The organism is Mesorhizobium sp. M0659 (assembly GCF_040320605.1).
In the GTDB taxonomy this organism is placed as follows: domain Bacteria; phylum Pseudomonadota; class Alphaproteobacteria; order Rhizobiales; family Rhizobiaceae; genus Mesorhizobium.
Map to the genome: position 1 here is coordinate 214,968 of NZ_JAMYPY010000002.1, position 17,386 is coordinate 232,353.

Annotated in this window: 17 protein-coding genes and 1 tRNA gene; 11 read left to right on the forward strand and 7 right to left on the reverse strand. The window is 63.9% G+C overall.

Annotated features, from left to right (window positions below):
• The first annotated feature begins 222 nt into the window (after window positions 1-222).
• Window positions 223-2,049 (forward strand): peptidoglycan L,D-endopeptidase MepK, encoded by a 1,827-nt coding sequence (gene mepK / locus NKI31_RS04175; RefSeq protein ID WP_352650570.1) that lies wholly within the window; start codon window positions 223-225, stop codon window positions 2,047-2,049.
• 120 nt (window positions 2,050-2,169) lie between these two features.
• Window positions 2,170-2,243 (forward strand) — tRNA-Gln (locus NKI31_RS04180).
• 137 nt (window positions 2,244-2,380) lie between these two features.
• On the opposite strand, the gene NKI31_RS04185 is transcribed toward NKI31_RS04180, so the two are convergent.
• Window positions 2,381-3,019: a 2-dehydro-3-deoxy-phosphogluconate aldolase gene (locus NKI31_RS04185; protein WP_023817276.1), complete on the reverse strand. Its 639-nt coding sequence runs from the start codon at window positions 3,017-3,019 to the stop codon at window positions 2,381-2,383.
• Between the two features lie 174 nt (window positions 3,020-3,193).
• Here NKI31_RS04185 and trhO point away from each other — a divergent pair, with 174 nt between their 5' ends.
• The gene (gene trhO, locus NKI31_RS04190) at window positions 3,194-4,120 is read left to right on the forward strand and encodes an oxygen-dependent tRNA uridine(34) hydroxylase TrhO (protein ID WP_023817277.1); all 927 of its coding nucleotides are present in this window, start codon (window positions 3,194-3,196) and stop codon (window positions 4,118-4,120) included.
• A gap of 23 nt (window positions 4,121-4,143) precedes the next feature.
• On the opposite strand, the gene NKI31_RS04195 is transcribed toward trhO, so the two are convergent.
• Complete coding sequence (locus NKI31_RS04195) at window positions 4,144-4,506, reverse strand: YybH family protein (protein WP_023817278.1); 363 nt, start codon at window positions 4,504-4,506, stop codon at window positions 4,144-4,146.
• Between the two features lie 205 nt (window positions 4,507-4,711).
• On the opposite strand from NKI31_RS04195, the gene NKI31_RS04200 reads away from it, so the two are divergent.
• Window positions 4,712-5,449: a tellurite resistance TerB family protein gene (locus NKI31_RS04200; protein ID WP_352498655.1), complete on the forward strand. Its 738-nt coding sequence runs from the start codon at window positions 4,712-4,714 to the stop codon at window positions 5,447-5,449.
• 357 nt (window positions 5,450-5,806) lie between these two features.
• On the forward strand, window positions 5,807-6,568 hold the full coding sequence (locus NKI31_RS04205; protein ID WP_023710952.1) for an SDR family oxidoreductase: 762 nt from the start codon (window positions 5,807-5,809) through the stop codon (window positions 6,566-6,568).
• A 12-nt stretch (window positions 6,569-6,580) separates the two neighbouring features.
• Here the strand turns inward: NKI31_RS04205 and NKI31_RS04210 are convergent, their stop codons facing one another.
• Window positions 6,581-7,765 carry a pyridoxal phosphate-dependent aminotransferase gene (locus NKI31_RS04210; protein ID WP_023714028.1) on the reverse strand — a complete coding sequence of 395 codons (1,185 nt, stop codon included), beginning with the start codon at window positions 7,763-7,765 and terminating at the stop codon, window positions 6,581-6,583.
• 83 nt (window positions 7,766-7,848) lie between these two features.
• Between NKI31_RS04210 and NKI31_RS04215 the strand changes: the two genes are divergently transcribed.
• Genes NKI31_RS04215 through denD form a run of 4 tightly spaced genes read left to right on the forward strand, consistent with a single transcriptional unit; the run spans window position 7,849 to window position 10,783 of the window.
• Window positions 7,849-8,535, forward strand: coding sequence for a GNAT family N-acetyltransferase (locus NKI31_RS04215; protein WP_023701049.1), 687 nt, complete (start codon window positions 7,849-7,851; stop codon window positions 8,533-8,535).
• A 15-nt stretch (window positions 8,536-8,550) separates the two neighbouring features.
• The gene (locus NKI31_RS04220) at window positions 8,551-9,522 is read left to right on the forward strand and encodes a cation diffusion facilitator family transporter (RefSeq protein WP_352650574.1); all 972 of its coding nucleotides are present in this window, start codon (window positions 8,551-8,553) and stop codon (window positions 9,520-9,522) included.
• 58 nt (window positions 9,523-9,580) lie between these two features.
• Window positions 9,581-9,787 carry a hypothetical protein gene (locus NKI31_RS04225; RefSeq protein ID WP_023701051.1) on the forward strand — a complete coding sequence of 69 codons (207 nt, stop codon included), beginning with the start codon at window positions 9,581-9,583 and terminating at the stop codon, window positions 9,785-9,787.
• 12 nt (window positions 9,788-9,799) lie between these two features.
• Complete coding sequence (gene denD / locus NKI31_RS04230) at window positions 9,800-10,783, forward strand: D-erythronate dehydrogenase (RefSeq protein WP_023714026.1); 984 nt, start codon at window positions 9,800-9,802, stop codon at window positions 10,781-10,783.
• Between the two features lie 10 nt (window positions 10,784-10,793).
• On the opposite strand, the gene NKI31_RS04235 is transcribed toward denD, so the two are convergent.
• The 4 genes from NKI31_RS04235 to NKI31_RS04250 all read right to left on the reverse strand — a co-directional run bounded on the left by NKI31_RS04235 (window position 10,794) and on the right by NKI31_RS04250 (window position 14,834).
• On the reverse strand, window positions 10,794-11,966 hold the full coding sequence (locus tag NKI31_RS04235; RefSeq protein ID WP_488377161.1) for a nickel/cobalt transporter: 1,173 nt from the start codon (window positions 11,964-11,966) through the stop codon (window positions 10,794-10,796).
• Between the two features lie 8 nt (window positions 11,967-11,974).
• A complete protein-coding gene (locus NKI31_RS04240) occupies window positions 11,975-12,643 on the reverse strand; it encodes a DUF1007 family protein (protein ID WP_023701054.1) in 669 nt (222 codons plus the stop codon).
• Window positions 12,644-12,732: 89 nt separating this feature from the next.
• Window positions 12,733-13,632, reverse strand: a complete 900-nt coding sequence (locus NKI31_RS04245) for a LysR family transcriptional regulator (protein WP_023701055.1) — start codon at window positions 13,630-13,632, stop codon at window positions 12,733-12,735.
• A 2-nt stretch (window positions 13,633-13,634) separates the two neighbouring features.
• Window positions 13,635-14,834 (reverse strand): amidase, encoded by a 1,200-nt coding sequence (locus tag NKI31_RS04250; protein WP_352650577.1) that lies wholly within the window; start codon window positions 14,832-14,834, stop codon window positions 13,635-13,637.
• Between the two features lie 539 nt (window positions 14,835-15,373).
• On the opposite strand from NKI31_RS04250, the gene odc2 reads away from it, so the two are divergent.
• Both odc2 and NKI31_RS04260 read left to right on the forward strand, forming a co-directional pair.
• Complete coding sequence (gene odc2, locus NKI31_RS04255; protein WP_023671923.1) at window positions 15,374-16,507, forward strand: ornithine/lysine decarboxylase; 1,134 nt, start codon at window positions 15,374-15,376, stop codon at window positions 16,505-16,507.
• A 147-nt stretch (window positions 16,508-16,654) separates the two neighbouring features.
• Window positions 16,655-17,326, forward strand: coding sequence for a GNAT family N-acetyltransferase (locus NKI31_RS04260; RefSeq protein WP_352650580.1), 672 nt, complete (start codon window positions 16,655-16,657; stop codon window positions 17,324-17,326).
• Window positions 17,327-17,386 lie beyond the last annotated feature (60 nt).

Below are 17,386 nucleotides of genomic sequence, written 5' to 3' on the forward strand. Positions count from 1 at the left end.
TAAACCAGCAGTTTACCAAGAAATCCTGTGTATTATTTTTGACGGGATATCGCCACGGTGTTACCGCATTTCGGCTTCAATAAGCGATGATTAACCATTAGGATCGATATTCGGATGTGAGAACCACGCATCCGTTTGGACAAATCCGGGGACAAACGGCAGCCTGCAAGGCCTTTTGATTTGAACAAAGTCGAACGACACAGAAACGGGCGGCGCGATCACATGGGCGTCTGGCCGAGATGGCTGGCAGCGTTGATCGTTGCGTTCGCTTTCCTCGCCGCAACTGCTGCCGGCGCCAGCGCTGAAACGCGCTCGCTCAAGCTCTATCACCTCCACACGCACGAAAAGGCCGAGATCGTCTACAAGCGCAATGGCCGCTACGATCCGGCAGGCCTCAGGAAGATCAACATCATCCTGCGCGACTGGCGTCGCAACGAACCGACCAAGATGGATCCTCGCCTGCTCGATCTGGTGTGGGAAGCTTACCGGCAGGCCGGCGCCACCGACTACATCCAGGTCGTTTGCGGCTATCGCTCGCCGTCGACCAATTCGATGCTGCGCAGCCGCAGCCGCGGTGTCGCCAAGGAAAGCCAGCATATGCTGGGCAAGGCGATGGACTTCTACATTCCGGGTGTGCCGCTGAAAAAGCTGCGCAACATCGGCCTGAAGATGCAGGGCGGCGGCGTCGGCTACTATCCGTCGTCGGGTTCGCCCTTCGTCCACATGGACGTCGGCAATGTGCGGCATTGGCCAGGCATCAGCCGCCAGGAACTGGTCAGCCTGTTCCCCAATGGCAAGACGCTGCATGTGCCGAGCGACGGCAGGCCGTTGCCGGGTTATGACCAAGCGCTCGCCTCCTACAAGGCGCGCAAGGGCGCCGGTTCTCCTGCCATCATGATGGCCAGCGCAGGCGGCAGCACCAAGAAATCCGGTGGCTTCCTGTCCGCGTTCTTTGGCGGTGGCGGTGAAGACGAAGCCGACGACAGCGCCGATGTCGCTACCGCCGCGCCGCCGCCGAGAAGCGTGAAGCCGGTGCTGGCTGCCACGAGCAACAACAACAGCAATCTGCCTGGCATCGCGATCGTGTCGCCGCAGAACGCCAAGCGCGCCAACATTCCGCAGCTTGCCGACGACAGCGCTGACGATTCGGAGCCGCAGGACACGCCGGAGACGATCATCGCCGCGCTGCCCGCCAAGGAAGTGCCGCTGCCCGCTTTCGCACCGCGGCCGAAGGCCGATGTCGGCGCGCAACAACCTGAGACCGTGCCGTTCGGCGTGGCCGATGCCACCACCGAACAGACGGTGGCGACGGCGCAGGCGCCGGCCAATGTGCCGTTCGGCACGGCCGATGCGAGCAATGCCGACCAGGGGGCCGATCAAGCTGCCGCTCCGGCGCAGGTCGCGGTCAACGTCCCGTTGCCGACCTGGCGTCCCGACCGCTCTTCGCCGCCGGCTGAGCTTGCGCCGCAGGACAAGGGCGTTCTGCTGGCGCTGGCCGATACGGCTGCCCACAAGCAGACCGCAACCGACGCGTTCTCGGTGCTGCCGTCGCAGCGTCCGGACGAGGTCAAGGCGGTTCTCGAACAGGCCAGCGCCGCCGATACAGCCGGTGCTACCGACGACTATCAGGTTGCGTCGCTTGAGCCGCGCTCGGCGTTCAACGATCCGTCAGGTGTCGATGCCGCATCGCCGCGCGGCGCTATTGCTGCCCGTCCCGCCGGTACCGATCCAGCCTCGGTGATCGGCGCCGGCGTCAAGACGACACGCAAGGAAGCCAGGGCTTCGGCCCGCGACCTGAAGCCAGGACCGAAGGCAGTGGTGATGGCGGCCGAACCGCAGGCGGCCCGCTGGGCGCTGAGCAGCGGCGACAACATCGCCACCGTTTCCAGCCCGACGACAGCGCCGCGCTATGCCTACAACATCGTGCATACGCCGCCGAGCGAGGTCTACACCGCAGGCTTTCAGGCGGACAACCAGATGGCCGATGCCAACCGCTTCACCGGCAATGCCGTAAAATTCCTTTCGGTCGCCCGCTTCCAGACGAAGTAAGGGCGTGACCGGGGCGTTATCGACTCGAAGCCGCGCTGGGCAACCTGTGCGGCTTTTGTTTTTAGCGAGATCTCGAGCACTGGCTTCCATCGCCACAGAATGCTAACCACCAAGCTGCATTCCCGCTTCGTCTAATGGTAGGACAGCGCCCTTTGAAGGCGTGAATCGTGGTTCGAGCCCATGAGCGGGAACCAAAATCTCAACGCGTAGCAAACCCGGTCGGCGCAGCTGGCGGGTTTTGTGCCGAGTGCAATTCCGGGAACACTGTGATTTTCCCGGAAAAGCGCGGAGCGCTTCCCTTGGGAATTGCGCAAAGACAAAGTAGCGGAGGTTATTTTCCGAGCTTGCTCGCGGTCTGTGCGAGCGCCTCGATCTCATCCCACTTGCCGGCCTTGACCAACTCGTCCGGCGCCACCCACGAGCCGCCGACGCAGATAACGTTGGACAGGCTGAGATAGTCGGCGGCGTTCTTGGCCGAGATGCCGCCGGTCGGGCAGAATTTCACGTCGGCCAGCGGCGAGGCAAAGGCCTTCAGCGAGGCGATGCCGCCGGATTGTTCGGCCGGGAAGAATTTCAGGAACCGCAGGCCGGCCTCGCGGGCAGCCATGATCTCGCCGGGCGTGATGGCGCCGGGCAGCAAGGGAACGTCGCTGTCCTTGGTCGCCGCCAGCAACTCTCGCGTGATGCCGGGGCTGACGATGAATTTCGATCCGGCGGCCGCTGCCTCGTCGAACTGCTTGGCATCGAGAATTGTGCCGGCGCCGACAATGGCGCCCTCGACCTCACCGGCGACGCGGCGGATCGCTTCCAGCGCATCGGCGGTTCTCAGCGTGATCTCGATCGCCGGCAGGCCGCCGGCGGCGAGCGCCCGGGCGAGCGGGACGGCGTCCGCGACATTGGCGATCTTCAGCACCGGAATGACCGGCTGGCCATTGAGCAGCGACAGGAGCTTTTCGGTCTTGCTGGGCATTGGCTTGTCTCTCCCTGGGTGATTTCAACCGATTAGCAGAAGGCCGATTCCGAGTCCACGAAACCCGGCCTGCCGCGATGTCACATGTCGGCCAACGAGCCTGCTGGCGAATACCGACAAGGTGTCTTTAGCTCTGCCTTGAATCCGCTTTGACCACGGTTTAGTGGCTTGGCGATGACCAACCGTGAACCCGTGCGCGTCGCTGCGCTCTACAAATTTGCGAGGCTGGGCGACTTCGACGCGCTGCGAGAATTGCGCACGCCGCTTGCCGCCTTCTGCTGCGGGCGCGGCATCAAGGGCACATTGCTTCTGGCGCAGGAAGGTATCAACGGCACGGTCGCCGGCAGCGAAACCGACATAGCCGACCTGATCGCTTATCTCGAGGCCATCGAGGGTCTTGCCGATCTCGAGGTCAAATACAGCACTGCCGCCGAAATGCCGTTCCATCGCATGAAGGTGCGGCTGAAGCGCGAGATCGTCACCATGGGCGTCGAAGACCTCGACCCGGCGACGGGTGCGGGGACCTATGTCGCGCCGGCCGACTGGAACGCGCTGATCTCGGACCCCGGCACCATCGTCATCGACACACGCAACGCGTACGAAGTGTCGATAGGCACGTTCGAGGGTGCGGTGGATCCACGCACGTCGAGCTTTCGCGAATTCCCGGCCTGGGTGGAAAAACACCGCGACCAACTCGACGGCCGCAAGGTCGCGATGTTCTGCACCGGCGGCATCCGCTGCGAAAAGGCGACGGCCTATGTGAAGTCGCTCGGCTTCGAGGATGTGTTCCATCTCAAGGGCGGCATCCTCAGATATCTTGAAGAGGTCCCGGCCGAAGACAGCCTGTGGCAGGGCGAGTGTTTCGTCTTCGACGAGCGGGTCTCGGTGTCGCATGGGTTGACCGAAGGCGAGGCCGAACTCTGCCGCGCCTGCCGGCATCCGCTGACGCCGGAGGACCGGCTGTCGCCGCATTTTTCCACCGGCGTGTCATGCCCGCATTGTTACGAGGCACGCTCGGATGAGGATCGCACCCGCTATGCCGAGCGCCAGCGCCAGGTCGAACTTGCGCAGGCGCGGGGCAGGGGACATATCGGCAGTTAAGTGCCGCCGACGCCCTGACTGGATCACCACACGACAGAATAGCGGTCGATCACCCACAGCCATGTGCCGTCGGCCTGCCGGCGCGCGACCTCTGAGGTTATCGAGCCGTCGGCAAGCCTGGTCGACGTCAACGCGAGGTCGCCGTTAATGGCCGCCGGGCGCTGCTCGCCGCGCTGGAACTTTCGTCCGCTCGCGGCAAAGGCTTCGAGCAAAGCGCGGATCGCCTCGTGGCCACGCGTCAATTCGGCTGCTCCGGTGTCGATGGCGGCATCGGGTTGGAACAGCGCCACCATGCCGTCAATGTCTCCGGCCCACTGCCGGTCGATCAACAAACGTTCCAGATCCTGCGGATCGCGCGCCGGTTCCCGGCCAGGTTGATCGGTCACGGCAAGGTTCCTCCCTCGGCAATGCGGCGGCGACATTAGCGCAAGCCGAGGCCGGTATCGACACACCGATCACCGATTTGGGGCATTGCCGGCGCCGATAGCAAAGCGCGTCTCCGTCATTGTAATGTCAGTGTGCGGGACCTACCTCTGCAACGTCCAAAACCTGCCCGTTCACGTTTGGCGCGGGCCCTTTTCTGGAGGCACCATGTTCGACCCCAAGAAGCTTCTCGACAATCTGCTCGGCTCGCAAGTTCCCGGCACAACCGGCACCGTTCGCGACAAGGCCGGGCAGGCTGTGCAGATGGCCAAGGACAATCCGCTGGCCGCCGGTGCGCTGGCTGCGGTGCTGCTTGGAACCGGCACGGGACGGCAGTTCACCGGCACGGCCGTGAAGCTCGGCGGACTGGCTGCGATCGGCGGTCTCGCCTACAAGGCCTACCAGAATTACAAGGCCGGCAATGCACCCGAGCAGGCGCCGGCGGCCGGCCAGCCGGAATTGCTGCCGCCGCCCGCCGACACCGGCTTTCATCCTTCACAGGCGCCACAGGGGGAGGACGAGTTCACGCTGACCCTGGTGCGGGCGATGATCTCGGCGGCCAAGGCCGATGGCCATGTCGATGACGCGGAGCGCCAAAAGATCGCCGGCAAGCTCAGTCTGGCCGGCATCGGCACGGAAGCGGAAAAGTTTCTGATGGCGGAGCTGGACAGCCCGCTCGACCTCGATACGCTGGTCGCCGGCGCCAAGACCGATGAGCAGAGGCTCGAGCTCTACACGGCGTCGCGACTGACGATTGACCCCGATACGCGCGCCGAACGCGGCTATCTCGACCTGCTCGCCGGCCGGCTCGGCCTGCCGGATGCGCTCGTCGATCATGTCGAGGCGACGGTGTCGGCGGCCAAGGTGCCGGTTCCGTCAGGCACGGCGCCGAACCCGCGCTGGTAGACAACGCAGCCGCGCGCCTGGGGCAGGGGGGCCGAGGCCGGAAAAATGCGTTAACGTCTCGTTTACCGAGGAAGCGCATGATTTTAGTCAGTCGGATCGGCTTTTCCTCCTCCCAAGCCCGGTTCAGATCAGGGGGCGGTCGCCAATGACCGCCCTTTTTGTTGGACCGATCACATAAAGCGCGTGGCGCTTCATGTTTTTGTCCTGATGCATGTCGTTCTCTTAGAACCGGGGCCACTTTTGAGCGACATGCATTAGTGTCCGGCTTGCCATGATCGCCCTCATTTGCGATGGGTCGGTGCATTCGGATGCACCCCGATCTGTGCCGGGGATGCGCGGCGCGCAGGAGCAAAATCCATGACAGCCCTCACAGAGAAAACCGCCATCGTCACCGGCGCCGGCACCGGCATCGGCAAGAGCGTCGCCACGGCGCTGCTCAAGGCGGGCTGGAACACGGTGTTTTGCGGCCGCCGCAAAGCGGTGCTCGACGCCGCCATTACCGAAGCCGGGAAAGCGGACGCCAAGGCGCTGGCAGTTGCCTGCGACATCAGCAAGGCCGGCGAAGTCGATGATCTGTTCGAGACGGTGGCCGCAGCCTTCGGCCGCGTCGACCTGCTCTTCAACAATGCCGGCATGAGCTACAAGTCGACGCCGATCGACGAGATACCGGTCGAGGTTTGGAACGATATTGTCGGCGTCAATCTCACCGGATCCTTCCTGTGCGCCCGCGCCGCCTTCGGCGCCATGCGCAAGCAAAAGCCGATGGGCGGCCGCATCATCAACAATGGCTCTGTGTCGGCCTATGCGCCACGGCCGGGCTCGGTGCCCTACACCGCGACCAAGCACGCCATATCGGGGCTGACCAAGACGCTGGCGCTCGACGGCCGGCCCTATGATATCGCCTGCGGCCAGATCGACATAGGCAACGCGCTGACCGATATGGCGCATGCCATGACGGTCGGCGTGCCGCAAGCCAATGGCACCATCGCCGCCGAAGCGGTGATGGACGTCCAGCGCGTCGCCGACGCCGTCGTCCACATGGCCAGCCTGCCGCTCGACGCCAACGTGCTGTTCATGACGGTGATGGCGACCAAGATGCCGTTCGTGGGGCGTGGGTGAACAGCCGAAGGCCTACTTCTTCAAAAACGCCTCGATCCGCTCCAGCGCGTGCAAGATGTTCTCTTCGGAATTGGCGTAGGAAAGCCTGATGTAGCCTTCGCCGAGAATGCCGAAATCGGGGCCGCCGATCAGCGCCACGCCGGCCTCCTCGAGCAGTGCCGAGGCGAGCTTCTTGGCCTTCCAGCCGGTCTTCGAAACATTCGGGAAGGCATAGAATGCGCCTTTCGGCGTAATGCAGGAGACGCCGGGCAGCGCGTTCAGCCCCTCGACCACGATCTTCCTGCGGTTGTCGAAGGCGCGCATCATCTTGTCGACATCGTCCTGCGGGCCGTCGATGGCGGCGATGCCGGCGAACTGGCTCGGCGCGTTGACGCAGGACCAGCAATTGACCGCCAGCTTGCGGACCTTGTCGTAGAGATGCCCGCCCTTGTCGCCATTCGGCCAGATCGACCAGCCCATGCGCCAGCCGGTCATCGCCCATGTCTTCGACCAGCCGTTGAGCACGATCAGCCGGTCGCGAATTTCCGGAAAATTGAGCAGCGAAAAATGCGTCTCGCCGTCATAGGTCATGACGTCGTAGATTTCGTCGGAGAGGATAGCGACCTGCGGATGCGCTTGCAGCCCATCCACCAACTTCTCGATCTCGGCGCGCGGCGTGACGCCGCCGGTCGGGTTGGCCGGTGAGTTGAGGATTAGCAGTCTGGTCTTCGACGTGATCAGCGCCAGCGTCTCTTCTGCCGAGAAGGCAAAGCCGTTCTCCTCGCGGATCGGCACCGGAATGGGCGCGGCGCCGGTGAACTCGATCATCGAGCGGTAGATCGGAAAGCCTGGGTCTGGATAGAGGATCTCGGCGCCGGGTTCGCCGAACATCAAGATGGCCGCGAACATGGTCGGCTTGCCGCCGGGCAGGATCATTACATTCTCGGGCGAGACTTCGACGCCGGTAGTGGTCAGCGTGCGCCGCACCACCGCTTCGCGCGTCGCCAGCAGGCCATTGGCCGGGGTGTAGCCATGGTGGCCGTCGCGCAGCGCCTTGATCGCGGCCTCGACAATGTGCTGCGGCGTTTTGAAGTCGGGCTGGCCGATGCCGAGATTGACGATGTCGCGGCCCTGTTGAGCCAGTGCAGTGGCGCGCGCCAGCACGGCAAAGGCGTTTTCCTCGCCGAGGCGGTCGAAGGCCGAAATCGTGTGGAGCATTTTTCCCGTCCGTGTGGTTCTTGCTGTTAGGTCGCGTTTTTGTGAGCGTCTGCTCACAAAAGTCAAACGGATTGGAGTTTTGCGTGTCGGAAAATCTCAAAGATTGGCAAGCGCGTCCGCGGCCCGAGCGCAAGCCCATTGACGGCCGCTATGTCCGGCTCGAACCGCTGAGCGCCGAAAAGCACGGCGATGGGTTGTACGAGGCGTCGTCCGTGCCCGACATCGATGGACGCTTTGCCTGGCTGCCCGACTACCCGCCGCAAACCCGCGCCGATTTCCAGCCATGGCTGGACAAGGTCGAGGCGAGCGAGGATCCGCTGTTCTTCACCGTCATCGACAAGGCCAGCGGCAAGGTCGCCGGGCGACAGACGCTGATGCGCATCGATCCCACCTATGGCGTCATCGAGATCGGCAACATCTATTGGGGGCCGCTGATCTCGCGCAAGCCGGCAGCGACCGAGGCGCAGTTCCTGTTCATGAAGTATATTTTCGACGGGCTCGGCTATCGCCGCTACGAGTGGAAATGCAACAACCGCAACGAGCCGTCAAAGCGCGCGGCGGAACGGTTCGGCTTCAAGTTCGAGGGCATTTTCCGCCAGCATCTTGTGGTCAAGGGTGAAAACCGCGATACCGCATGGTACTCGATCATCGACAAGGAATGGCCGGCGCTGCGCAAAGCCTATGAGGCATGGCTCGATCCCGCCAATTTCGATGGCGAAGGCCGGCAGAAGCGGCGGCTCGAGGATTTCCGCGCCGAGTTCGGCGCGTAACAGGAGTTTTTTCCGATGGCGCACAGCCATGATCATGGTTCGCATGCTGGGCATGGCGCCGGCCACGTGCATGGCTCGACCGACAAGAAGCGTGTGCTGATCGCAGCCTGCCTGACCGCCGGCTTCATGGTGGCCGAAGTGCTTGGCGGCCTTTTGACGGGATCACTGGCGCTGCTGGCCGACGCCGGCCACATGCTCGCCGACTCGATCGCGCTTGGCCTTGCCTGGTACGCCTTCCATCTTGGCGGACGGCCGGCGACAGTGCGCCTGACCTATGGTTTCGGCCGGGTCAAGACGCTGGTCGCCTACACCAACGGCATCGCCATCTTCGCCATTGCTTTGTGGATCGTCTACGAAGCCTGGGGCCGGCTGATGACGCCGGCGCCGGTGCTGGGCGGGCCGATGCTGGTGGTGGCGATCGCCGGCCTTCTGGTAAACTTCGCCTCGTTCTTCGTGCTGCATGGCGGCGACCACGACAGCCTCAACATGCGCGGCGCCATCCTGCATGTGCTGGGCGACCTGCTCGGTTCGGCGGCGGCGATCGTGGCGGCGCTGGTCATCCTGGCCACCGGCTGGACGCGGATCGACCCGATTCTGTCGGTGCTGGTCTCGGTGCTGATCCTGTCCACCGCATGGTCGTTGATGCGCGAAGCCGCCCACGTCCTTCTCGAAGGCGTACCGGCAAGCCTCGACCGCGACCTCATCGCCAAGGACATTGCCGGCACCGTCAACGGCGTGCGCGAAGTGCATCACATGCATGTCTGGTCGCTCGACGGGTCCAGCAACATGGCGACGCTGCATGCCTGCCTCAACGATGGCGTCGATCCGCACCAGGCGGTCAGCGCCATCAAGAAGCGGCTCGCCGCCGAACACGGCATCAGCCACGCCACGGTTGAACCGGAATTCGGCCAGTGCGCCGACAGCCGTGACGAGCACGATCATGACCACGACCATGGTGCGCCACCGCATCACGGCCATTATCACTGACAGGGAATTTCATGGCATTGGCATCCGAGTTGACGAGTTCCCGCTGTGGTGGGACCGCATGATGGACCGCGACACGCGAAACGCGCTGATTGCCGCAGCCTGGATCATGCTGCTGTTCGGCATCGCGGCGTTCTATTTGCCGACCGTGATGCTGGCCGTCGGCAATGTCTCGACCGTACTTGCCGGCATCGTCGGCATCGCCTTCGTGCTGGCATTTTTTCTGGTGTTCTGGTTGCGGGGCCGCAACCAGAACAAGGGCAAATAAGAGGCTTTCGAAATGCGCATCCTGATTACTGGCGCCGCCGGCATGGTCGGCCGCAAACTTGTCGACCGGCTGGCCAAGGACGGCACGCTCAACGGCCGCAAGATCACCGGGCTCGACCTGCACGACATCGTGCCGCCGCAAGCGCCGGCGATGGATGGCGTCAGCATCGCCACGCATACGGGCGACCTTGCCGACGCCGGTGCTGCCGAGAGCCTGGTCGCCTCACGCCCCGACGTCATGTTCCATCTCGCCGGCATCGTGTCGGGCGAGGCGGAGGCGAATTTCGATCTCGGCTACCGCGTCAACCTCGACGGCACACGGGCGCTGTTCGACGCCGTGCGGCTGGCAGACTTTGCGCCGCGCCTCGTCTTCACCTCGTCGATCGCGGTGTTCGGCGCGCCGTTCCCCGATGTCATCCCGGACGACTTTCATCCGACGCCGCTGACCTCCTACGGCACGCAGAAGCAGATGAGCGAAGCGCTGCTGGCCGACTATTCCAGGCGCGGCTTCTTCGACGGCATCGGCATAAGGCTGCCGACCATCTGCGTGCGGCCCGGCAAGCCGAACAAGGCGGCGTCAGGTTTCTTCTCCGGCATCATCCGCGAGCCGCTGAGCGGCCACGAGGCGATCCTGCCGGTGCCGCGCTCGGTGCTGCACACCCATGCCAGCCCGCGCTCTGCGGTCGGTTTCCTGATCCATGCCGCCGGGCTCGACGGTGCCGCTGTCGGGCCGCGCCGCAACCTCACCATGCCCGGCGTTGCCGTCACCGTCGGCGAGCAGATCGAGGCGCTGGAGCGCACTGCAGGCGCCGAGGTGGCGAGCCTGATCCGTGAGGAGCCCGACGAGACGATCTGGGCGATCGTCAAGGGTTGGCCGACGCGCTTCGAGGCGCGCCGTGCAAGGGACCTCGGCTTCAGCGCCGAAAACAGTTTCGATGAAATCATCCGCGCTCATATCGAGGATGAGCTGGGCGGAATGATCGCGGGTCAGGCCTGACCCGCCGAGGTCACACAGCTCCGGACAGGCTCGCCGACAACAGCAACAGCCCGAACAGGAAGACGAAGGCGGCGCCGCCGATTTCGACGACTGTGTGGATGCGGTTGCCCATGCGGCCGTCGCCGGCGAAATAGACCGCCCAGTTCTTGGCGGTGACTGCGATCGTTGCCAGCGCCGAGACTGTGATGGCGGTTCCAATCGACATCGCCAGCACCGACAGCAGGCCGCCGAGCCACAGGCCGTTGAGCAAAGCGAAGCTCAGCACAATCAGCGCGCCGGAGCAGGGGCGGATGCCGACGGCGGCTACAGCCGACCAGGCCGTGCGCCAGTCGAAGCGGTCGCCCGACAGCAGCGCCGGATCGGGCGCATGTGAGTGGCCGCACGTATCACAGACCTCGCCGGCTGGGTGATCGTGAGCGGCGTGATCGTGATGAGCGTGGTCGTGATGGGAACGATCGTGTGTGTCGTGGTCGTGCGCAGCGTGATCGTGATGATCATGCGAATGGTCGTGATGCACATGCAAGGCATGCGAATGCGCATGCGCCGCGTGGCTGTGAGCGGCATGCGAATGGCCGCCATGGGAATGACCGGCGTGGGCTGCCGACAGGCTGTAGGCGGGCGCCTTGCCGAACCAGCGCAGGACCGTAGGCCCGAGCTTGCGCCACAGCAGCCAGGCGCCGAACAAAGTGACGAAGACATAGCTCATGATCTCCATGAACCAGGCTGCGTCGGTCATCGAGATGGCGGTGCCGCGCAGGACGAAATAGGCAAGCAGCATCACCAGGATCGCGGTCAGGCCCTGCAGCAGCGCCGAGACGAAGGACAGCAGGATACCGCGCCTGAGCGCCACTTCATTGGCCACCATGTAGGACGAGATCACCGCCTTGCCGTGGCCGGGGCCGGCGGCGTGGAAAATGCCGTAGGCGAAGGACAGGCCGATCAGCAGCCACATCTTGCTGCCGTCCTCGCGCATTGCTTTCATCGCCGTAGCCAATGCGCGGTAGAATTCCTGCTGGCGCAGATTGATCCACATCAGGATGTGGGCGAACGGGCCGGTGGTGGGCGCCATGCCGTCATTGACACCGATGCCGAGTGAGCTCTGGGCATGGGCCTGCCCGAGAAAGTGCGTCATCAGCAGGGCAGCGACCACGAGGCCGAATGCCAAACGCAGGGACGGTTTCATCACCGGATCTATCCTTCTGGCGGGCAATTCAGTTCGAGCTTGGTGGCGAAGATCTTGCTCATGTCGGTGCCTGTCGGGTCGTTGAAGAACGCGTCCGTCAGGGTCTTCTGGTTTTCCTTGATCGCCTCGTCTGGATCAGGCCGGATGACGCTCTTGGTGCAGTTCGAGGGCAGGCCTTCCACCGTGATGTTGCTATCCTCGGTGAAGTCGATCGCTGTGTAGAAGGTTGGATCGTAGACGCCGAAATCGATCCTGCCGGCGAGCTTGATCGGCACCTTGGGTTCGGATTCGAACAGGATGATCAACTGGTCGTTGTCGAAATTGGCCATCAGATGCGGTGGCGGCGTCATAGGCACGTCCTTGCCGTCGACGGTGACGAGCTGGAAATAGTTGAATTCGGCCAGCGAGGCATGAACTGTGTCGGCGACATCCTTCAGCTCCTTGTCGTCAAGCTTCAGGTCGGAGTTCTTGTCGAACTCCATCATCACCGTACTCGAAAACAGATCATCGAAACGCCAGAGGTGACGCAGCGCTTTCACACTTTGGTGATCCGGCGAGAGGATCACGTCGAGGCGGGCCTCGGCGAATACATGAGGATGCGCGCCAGCCGCTCCGACGGAGGCAAAAGTCGTCGCCAGGGCCGAAGCCAGCATGATTGCGTGCCGTTTCAGATGCATTCTCGGTCGCTGTTCCATCGGCCTCGGAGAGATTTCGAGAGGTTACCAGAAACGGGGCGAAATTGGGACCGCGGCACGGCAGGACCGGCTCAAGCGCTCTCGCGGTTCTTGAACCATTGCACCAGGAAATCGACGAAGACACGGACCTTGGCCGGAAGATAGCGACGGTGCGGGTAGACGGCGAAAATGCCGCTGCCCGACTGGATGCGGTCGTCGAGCAAGGACACCAGCAGCCCGGATGCGAGGTCGGGTGCGGCGATGAAATCCGGCAGGATGGTGAAGCCCAGACCCGACACGGCGGCGGCTCGCGCGGCCATCGGGCTGTTGACCTCGATCGGACCCGATACGTTGACACTGACTGGCTCCTCGCCATCGCCCCTGAAGCGCCAGTTGGCGAGCGAGCGGCCATTGGTGTCGACGATGCAGGGCAAGTTGGCGAGATCCTGCGGGCGCGTCGGCTTGCCGTGCTTGGCGATCAGCTCCGGCGAGGCGCAAAGCTTGATCGAAAACGGCCCCAGGCGGCGGGCGATCAGCGATGAGTTCTCCAGGCGCGAGATGCGCACGGCAAGATCGAAACCTTCCTCGACCAGATCGACAAAACGGTCGTCGAGATGGATGTCGAGCACGATGTCGGGATGCTGCTTGGCGAAGTCGATCAGCGACTGGCCGATCGGTGCATCGGCAAAGGTGCGCGCCGCCGACAGCTTGATCCTGCCGCGCACGTCACCGGAGGATTCGCGCACGGCGTCGGCCAGGCTGTCGACCTCGCGCACGATTTCCGAAGCGCGGCTGTAATAGGTATGGCCGGCCTCGGTCAACGAGAACTGCCGCGTGGTGCGGTTGAGCAGCAGCGCGCCGAGTTCGTCCTCGAGTTCGCGCACATATTTCGACAGCAGCGCCTTGGAGCGACCGATCTTGCGCGCGGCCGCCGAAAAGCCTTCGGCCTCGACGACGTCGATGAAGGCGCGCATGCGGGTCAGTGTATCCATCATCAAGCCTTTCGTGCCGCATCGAGAATTCGCCGGCCGAGCCGTATCAGGGCAATGTCGCTGCCGGGAGGACCGAGCAGCGAGAGGCCGAAAGGGGCGCCGTCAACCGAGCCCAGCGGCAGGGTGATTTGCGGAAAGCCTGAAAGACCCGAAAGGCACAAAAGATGCAAGGCCCTTTCGCGGTAGGCCTGGAGCTGCTGCGGCTCGCTTTTGACCAGAGGTGCGGGGCCTGGAACGGTAGGCAGGACAAGAAACCCGTCCTGGCCGAGCAGCGCGGCTAGCTCGGAGCGGAACGTCAGGCGGCGCACCGCCTCGGCCCGCGCGGTCTTTTCGTCGATCGTGCGGCCAAAACCAAAGCGCTCCTCGACGCCCGGCCCGAGATCGCGCTCGCCAGAAATGATCCAGGCGCCATGCTGCTGCCAGGCCTCGGCGGCCTGGAGGCGGCGAAAGCACCAGTAGAGCTCGTCGGGGAAGGAGGCGAAGCTGTACTCTACCGGCGCCGGCTCACAGATAAGACTGGCGGCCAGCGCTCTCATCCTGGCATATTCGGCTGCCTCAGCGGGGCCGGCCACGAAAGCGTCCAGCCAGCGGATCGAAAGCGGCCGGGTGAGCGGATATGGATGCGGGTCGCGGCCGAGCAGCAATTTGCCGATCGTCTCATAGGTCTCGATGTCGTCGGCGAACCAGCCGAATGTGTCGAAGCTCGGCGCCAGCTTCATCGTGCCTTCGAGCGAAATGCGGCCATGCGTGGTGCGCAGCCCGATCAATCCGCAAAAGCTCGCCGGGGCGCGGATCGAGCCGCCGGTGTCCGAGCCGGTAGCGATATCGGCAAGCTTGCCGGCCACCGCCGCCGCCGAGCCTGACGAGGAACCGCCGGTGACGCGATCGGGAGCGGCCGGGTTCACCGGAAACGGAAAATGCGCGTTCTGGCCCATCAGCGAGAAAGCGAACTCGTCGGTCTGCGTCTTGCCGATGAAGCGCGCGCCGGCGTCGAGAATCATCTGCACGGCCGATGCCGTGCTGGACGCGGCATGCGCCTCGTCGAACTTCACCAGATTGCCGCAACCGGTGCGGTAGCCGGCGACGTCGTAAATGTCCTTTACCGCCAGCCTGAGCCCGGCCAGCGGCCCCAGTTCCGCATTGGCGACCGGCATGCGGCGCAGGTCGAGAAAGGCGTTGAGTGGGCCGTGCGTGCCTGGCATCGTTCGATATCCGTATACAGTAGGCCCAGCATTGTTCGATGCCGGAAATTTTACAACCTGGGATACGATTTTTATTGATTGTGAAATCTTTCGATCTTATATCGCGCTTGCCCAAAGTCGCACGTGCCTGTGGGTGTCCGCCGATCCTCGAATGGTGAGGGAAATCGGTAAGGTAACTGGAGCTAACCCCTCCAGTCGGTCTAGCGGCCAACCGCCAGCCCGAGGACACCTTGAAGCAACGACGGTGCGGGCCTTTCTGGTGTTCTGCCGGTCGTCCAAAGACCGGGGTTACTGAAGAGGCACACCTTCATTGCCGGCAGTGCGGACGGGTCTCCCATCCAAGCCAAGGCAGACAAAGCGAACCGAGGCCGGGCAAGGCCAAGGTTCACCGCCGCGAGACGGCGTTTCATGGTTCCGGGGTCTCCACCGGCTGGTTCCATGAATTTCCGTCCCGCCTTTGTTTGACCGCGCGTCGCGAGGCCGAGAGCCCGCGTCCGCAGCCTTATTGCGCGCCGCAAGGCGTTAATGGAGAGACCCCGATGGCCACTCAGCGCATCCTCGACTTCCTCGCCACCCGACGTCCGTCCGGCCCCTGCCTCGTCGTCGACCTCGATGTCGTGCGCGACAATTTCCGCGCCTTCGAAAAGGCGCTGCCCGATTCCCGGATCTACTATGCGGTGAAAGCAAACCCGGCGCCGGAGATCCTGCGCCTGCTTGCTGCGATGGGCTCATCCTTCGACACCGCTTCCGTTGCCGAAGTCGAGATGGCGATGGATGCCGGTGCGCCGGCGGACCGCATCTCCTTCGGCAACACCATCAAGAAGGAGCGTGATATTGCACGCGCCTACCAGCTCGGCATCCGGTTGTTCGCCGTTGACTGCGTCGAGGAAGTCGACAAGATCGCCCGCGTCGCCCCCGGCGCGCGCGTGTTTTGCCGCGTTTTGACCGATGGCGAAGGCGCCGAGTGGCCGCTGTCGCGCAAGTTCGGCTGCGTGCCGGCGATGGCCGTCGATGTGCTGCGCCACGCCAGGACGCTCGGCCTCGACGCCTATGGCGTGTCGTTCCATGTCGGCTCGCAGCAGACCGACCTGACGGCTTGGGACCGTGCGCTGGCCGACGCCAAGAAGGTGTTCGCCACGCTCGCCGACGAAGGCATCGTCCTGAAGATGGTCAATATGGGCGGCGGTTTCCCGACGCGCTATCTGCGTGATGTGCCGGCGGCCCAGGCCTATGGCCAGGCCATCTTCTCGGCGCTGCGCAAGCATTTCGGCAATGCGATCCCTGAGACCATCATCGAGCCGGGTCGCGGCATGGTCGGCAATGCCGGCGTCATCAAGTCGGAAGTCGTGCTGATCTCGAAGAAGGCCGAAAACGACAATGTGCGCTGGGTGTTCCTCGACATCGGCAAGTTCGGCGGTCTGGCCGAGACGATGGACGAGGCGATCCGCTATCCGATCGTCACCCGCCATGACGGTTCGGAGACCGCACCTTGCGTGCTCGCCGGCCCGACCTGCGATTCGGCCGACGTGATGTACGAGAAGACGCCGTATCCGCTGCCTCTGTCGCTGACCATCGGCGACGATGTGCTGATCGAAGGCACCGGCGCCTACACAACCACCTACTCGGCGGTCGCCTTCAACGGCTTCGAGCCTCTCCGATCCTACGTGATCTGACGGCTTCGGCCTTCAGATCACCCCAGGCGGACGTTTGCGTCCGCTCGGGTTCGCCTGTGGAACAAGCTCCGCTCGTGAAGGATCGCGGAAATGGACATTGTAAATTACATTGATGGTGCCGTGGGAATCTCCCCCCTTGAGGGGGAGATGGCAGGCAGGCCAGAGGGGGTCGTCTCGCGTGAAGCGCCGGCATCCCTGGTCCACGACGCGGTGTCGCGTCAGGTCGTGCCGACCTCCTCTGTCGCCTTCGGCGACATCTCCCCCTCGAGGGGGGAGAGTGCCCGCGCCATTGTTGTCGTCGCCGAAACTGCGGCAGACATTGCATCGCGTGAAGCGTTGCTCGATCGCGCCATGGGGCCGATGCGGCGCAAGAAATCGTCGGAGAAGCTGCGGCGTGGCCGCCGGCCTTCCGAAGGCCTCGCCTTCGTGGCGCGTGATGCGGCGGGCGCGGTGATCGGCACTGTGCGGCTGTGGGATGTAAGGCTGGGCGAGGGCGGCCCGGCGGCGCTCCTGCTCGGGCCGCTCGCCGTCGATCCGGCGCTGAAGAACGCCGGCATCGGCTCGGCGCTGATGCGCCATGCTTTGTCCGAGGCCGCGCGTCTCGGCCATGCCGCGGTGCTGCTAGTCGGCGATGCGCCTTACTATGGCCGCTTCGGCTTCTCGGCGGAGAAGACCGGCGCGCTCGCCATGCCTGGTCCGTACGAGCGGCACCGCCTGCTGGCGCTGGAACTGATCGATGGTGCGCTCGACGGCGCGCGTCGCACGCTGAGGGCTGCAGGTCGCAAGCTCAAGGCACAGAGGCTGTCGTTGGCCGCCTGATTGTCCAAAAACAAACGCCGCCGGTCCTTTGCATTTCAGCGAGGGCGGCGTTTTGTTTTT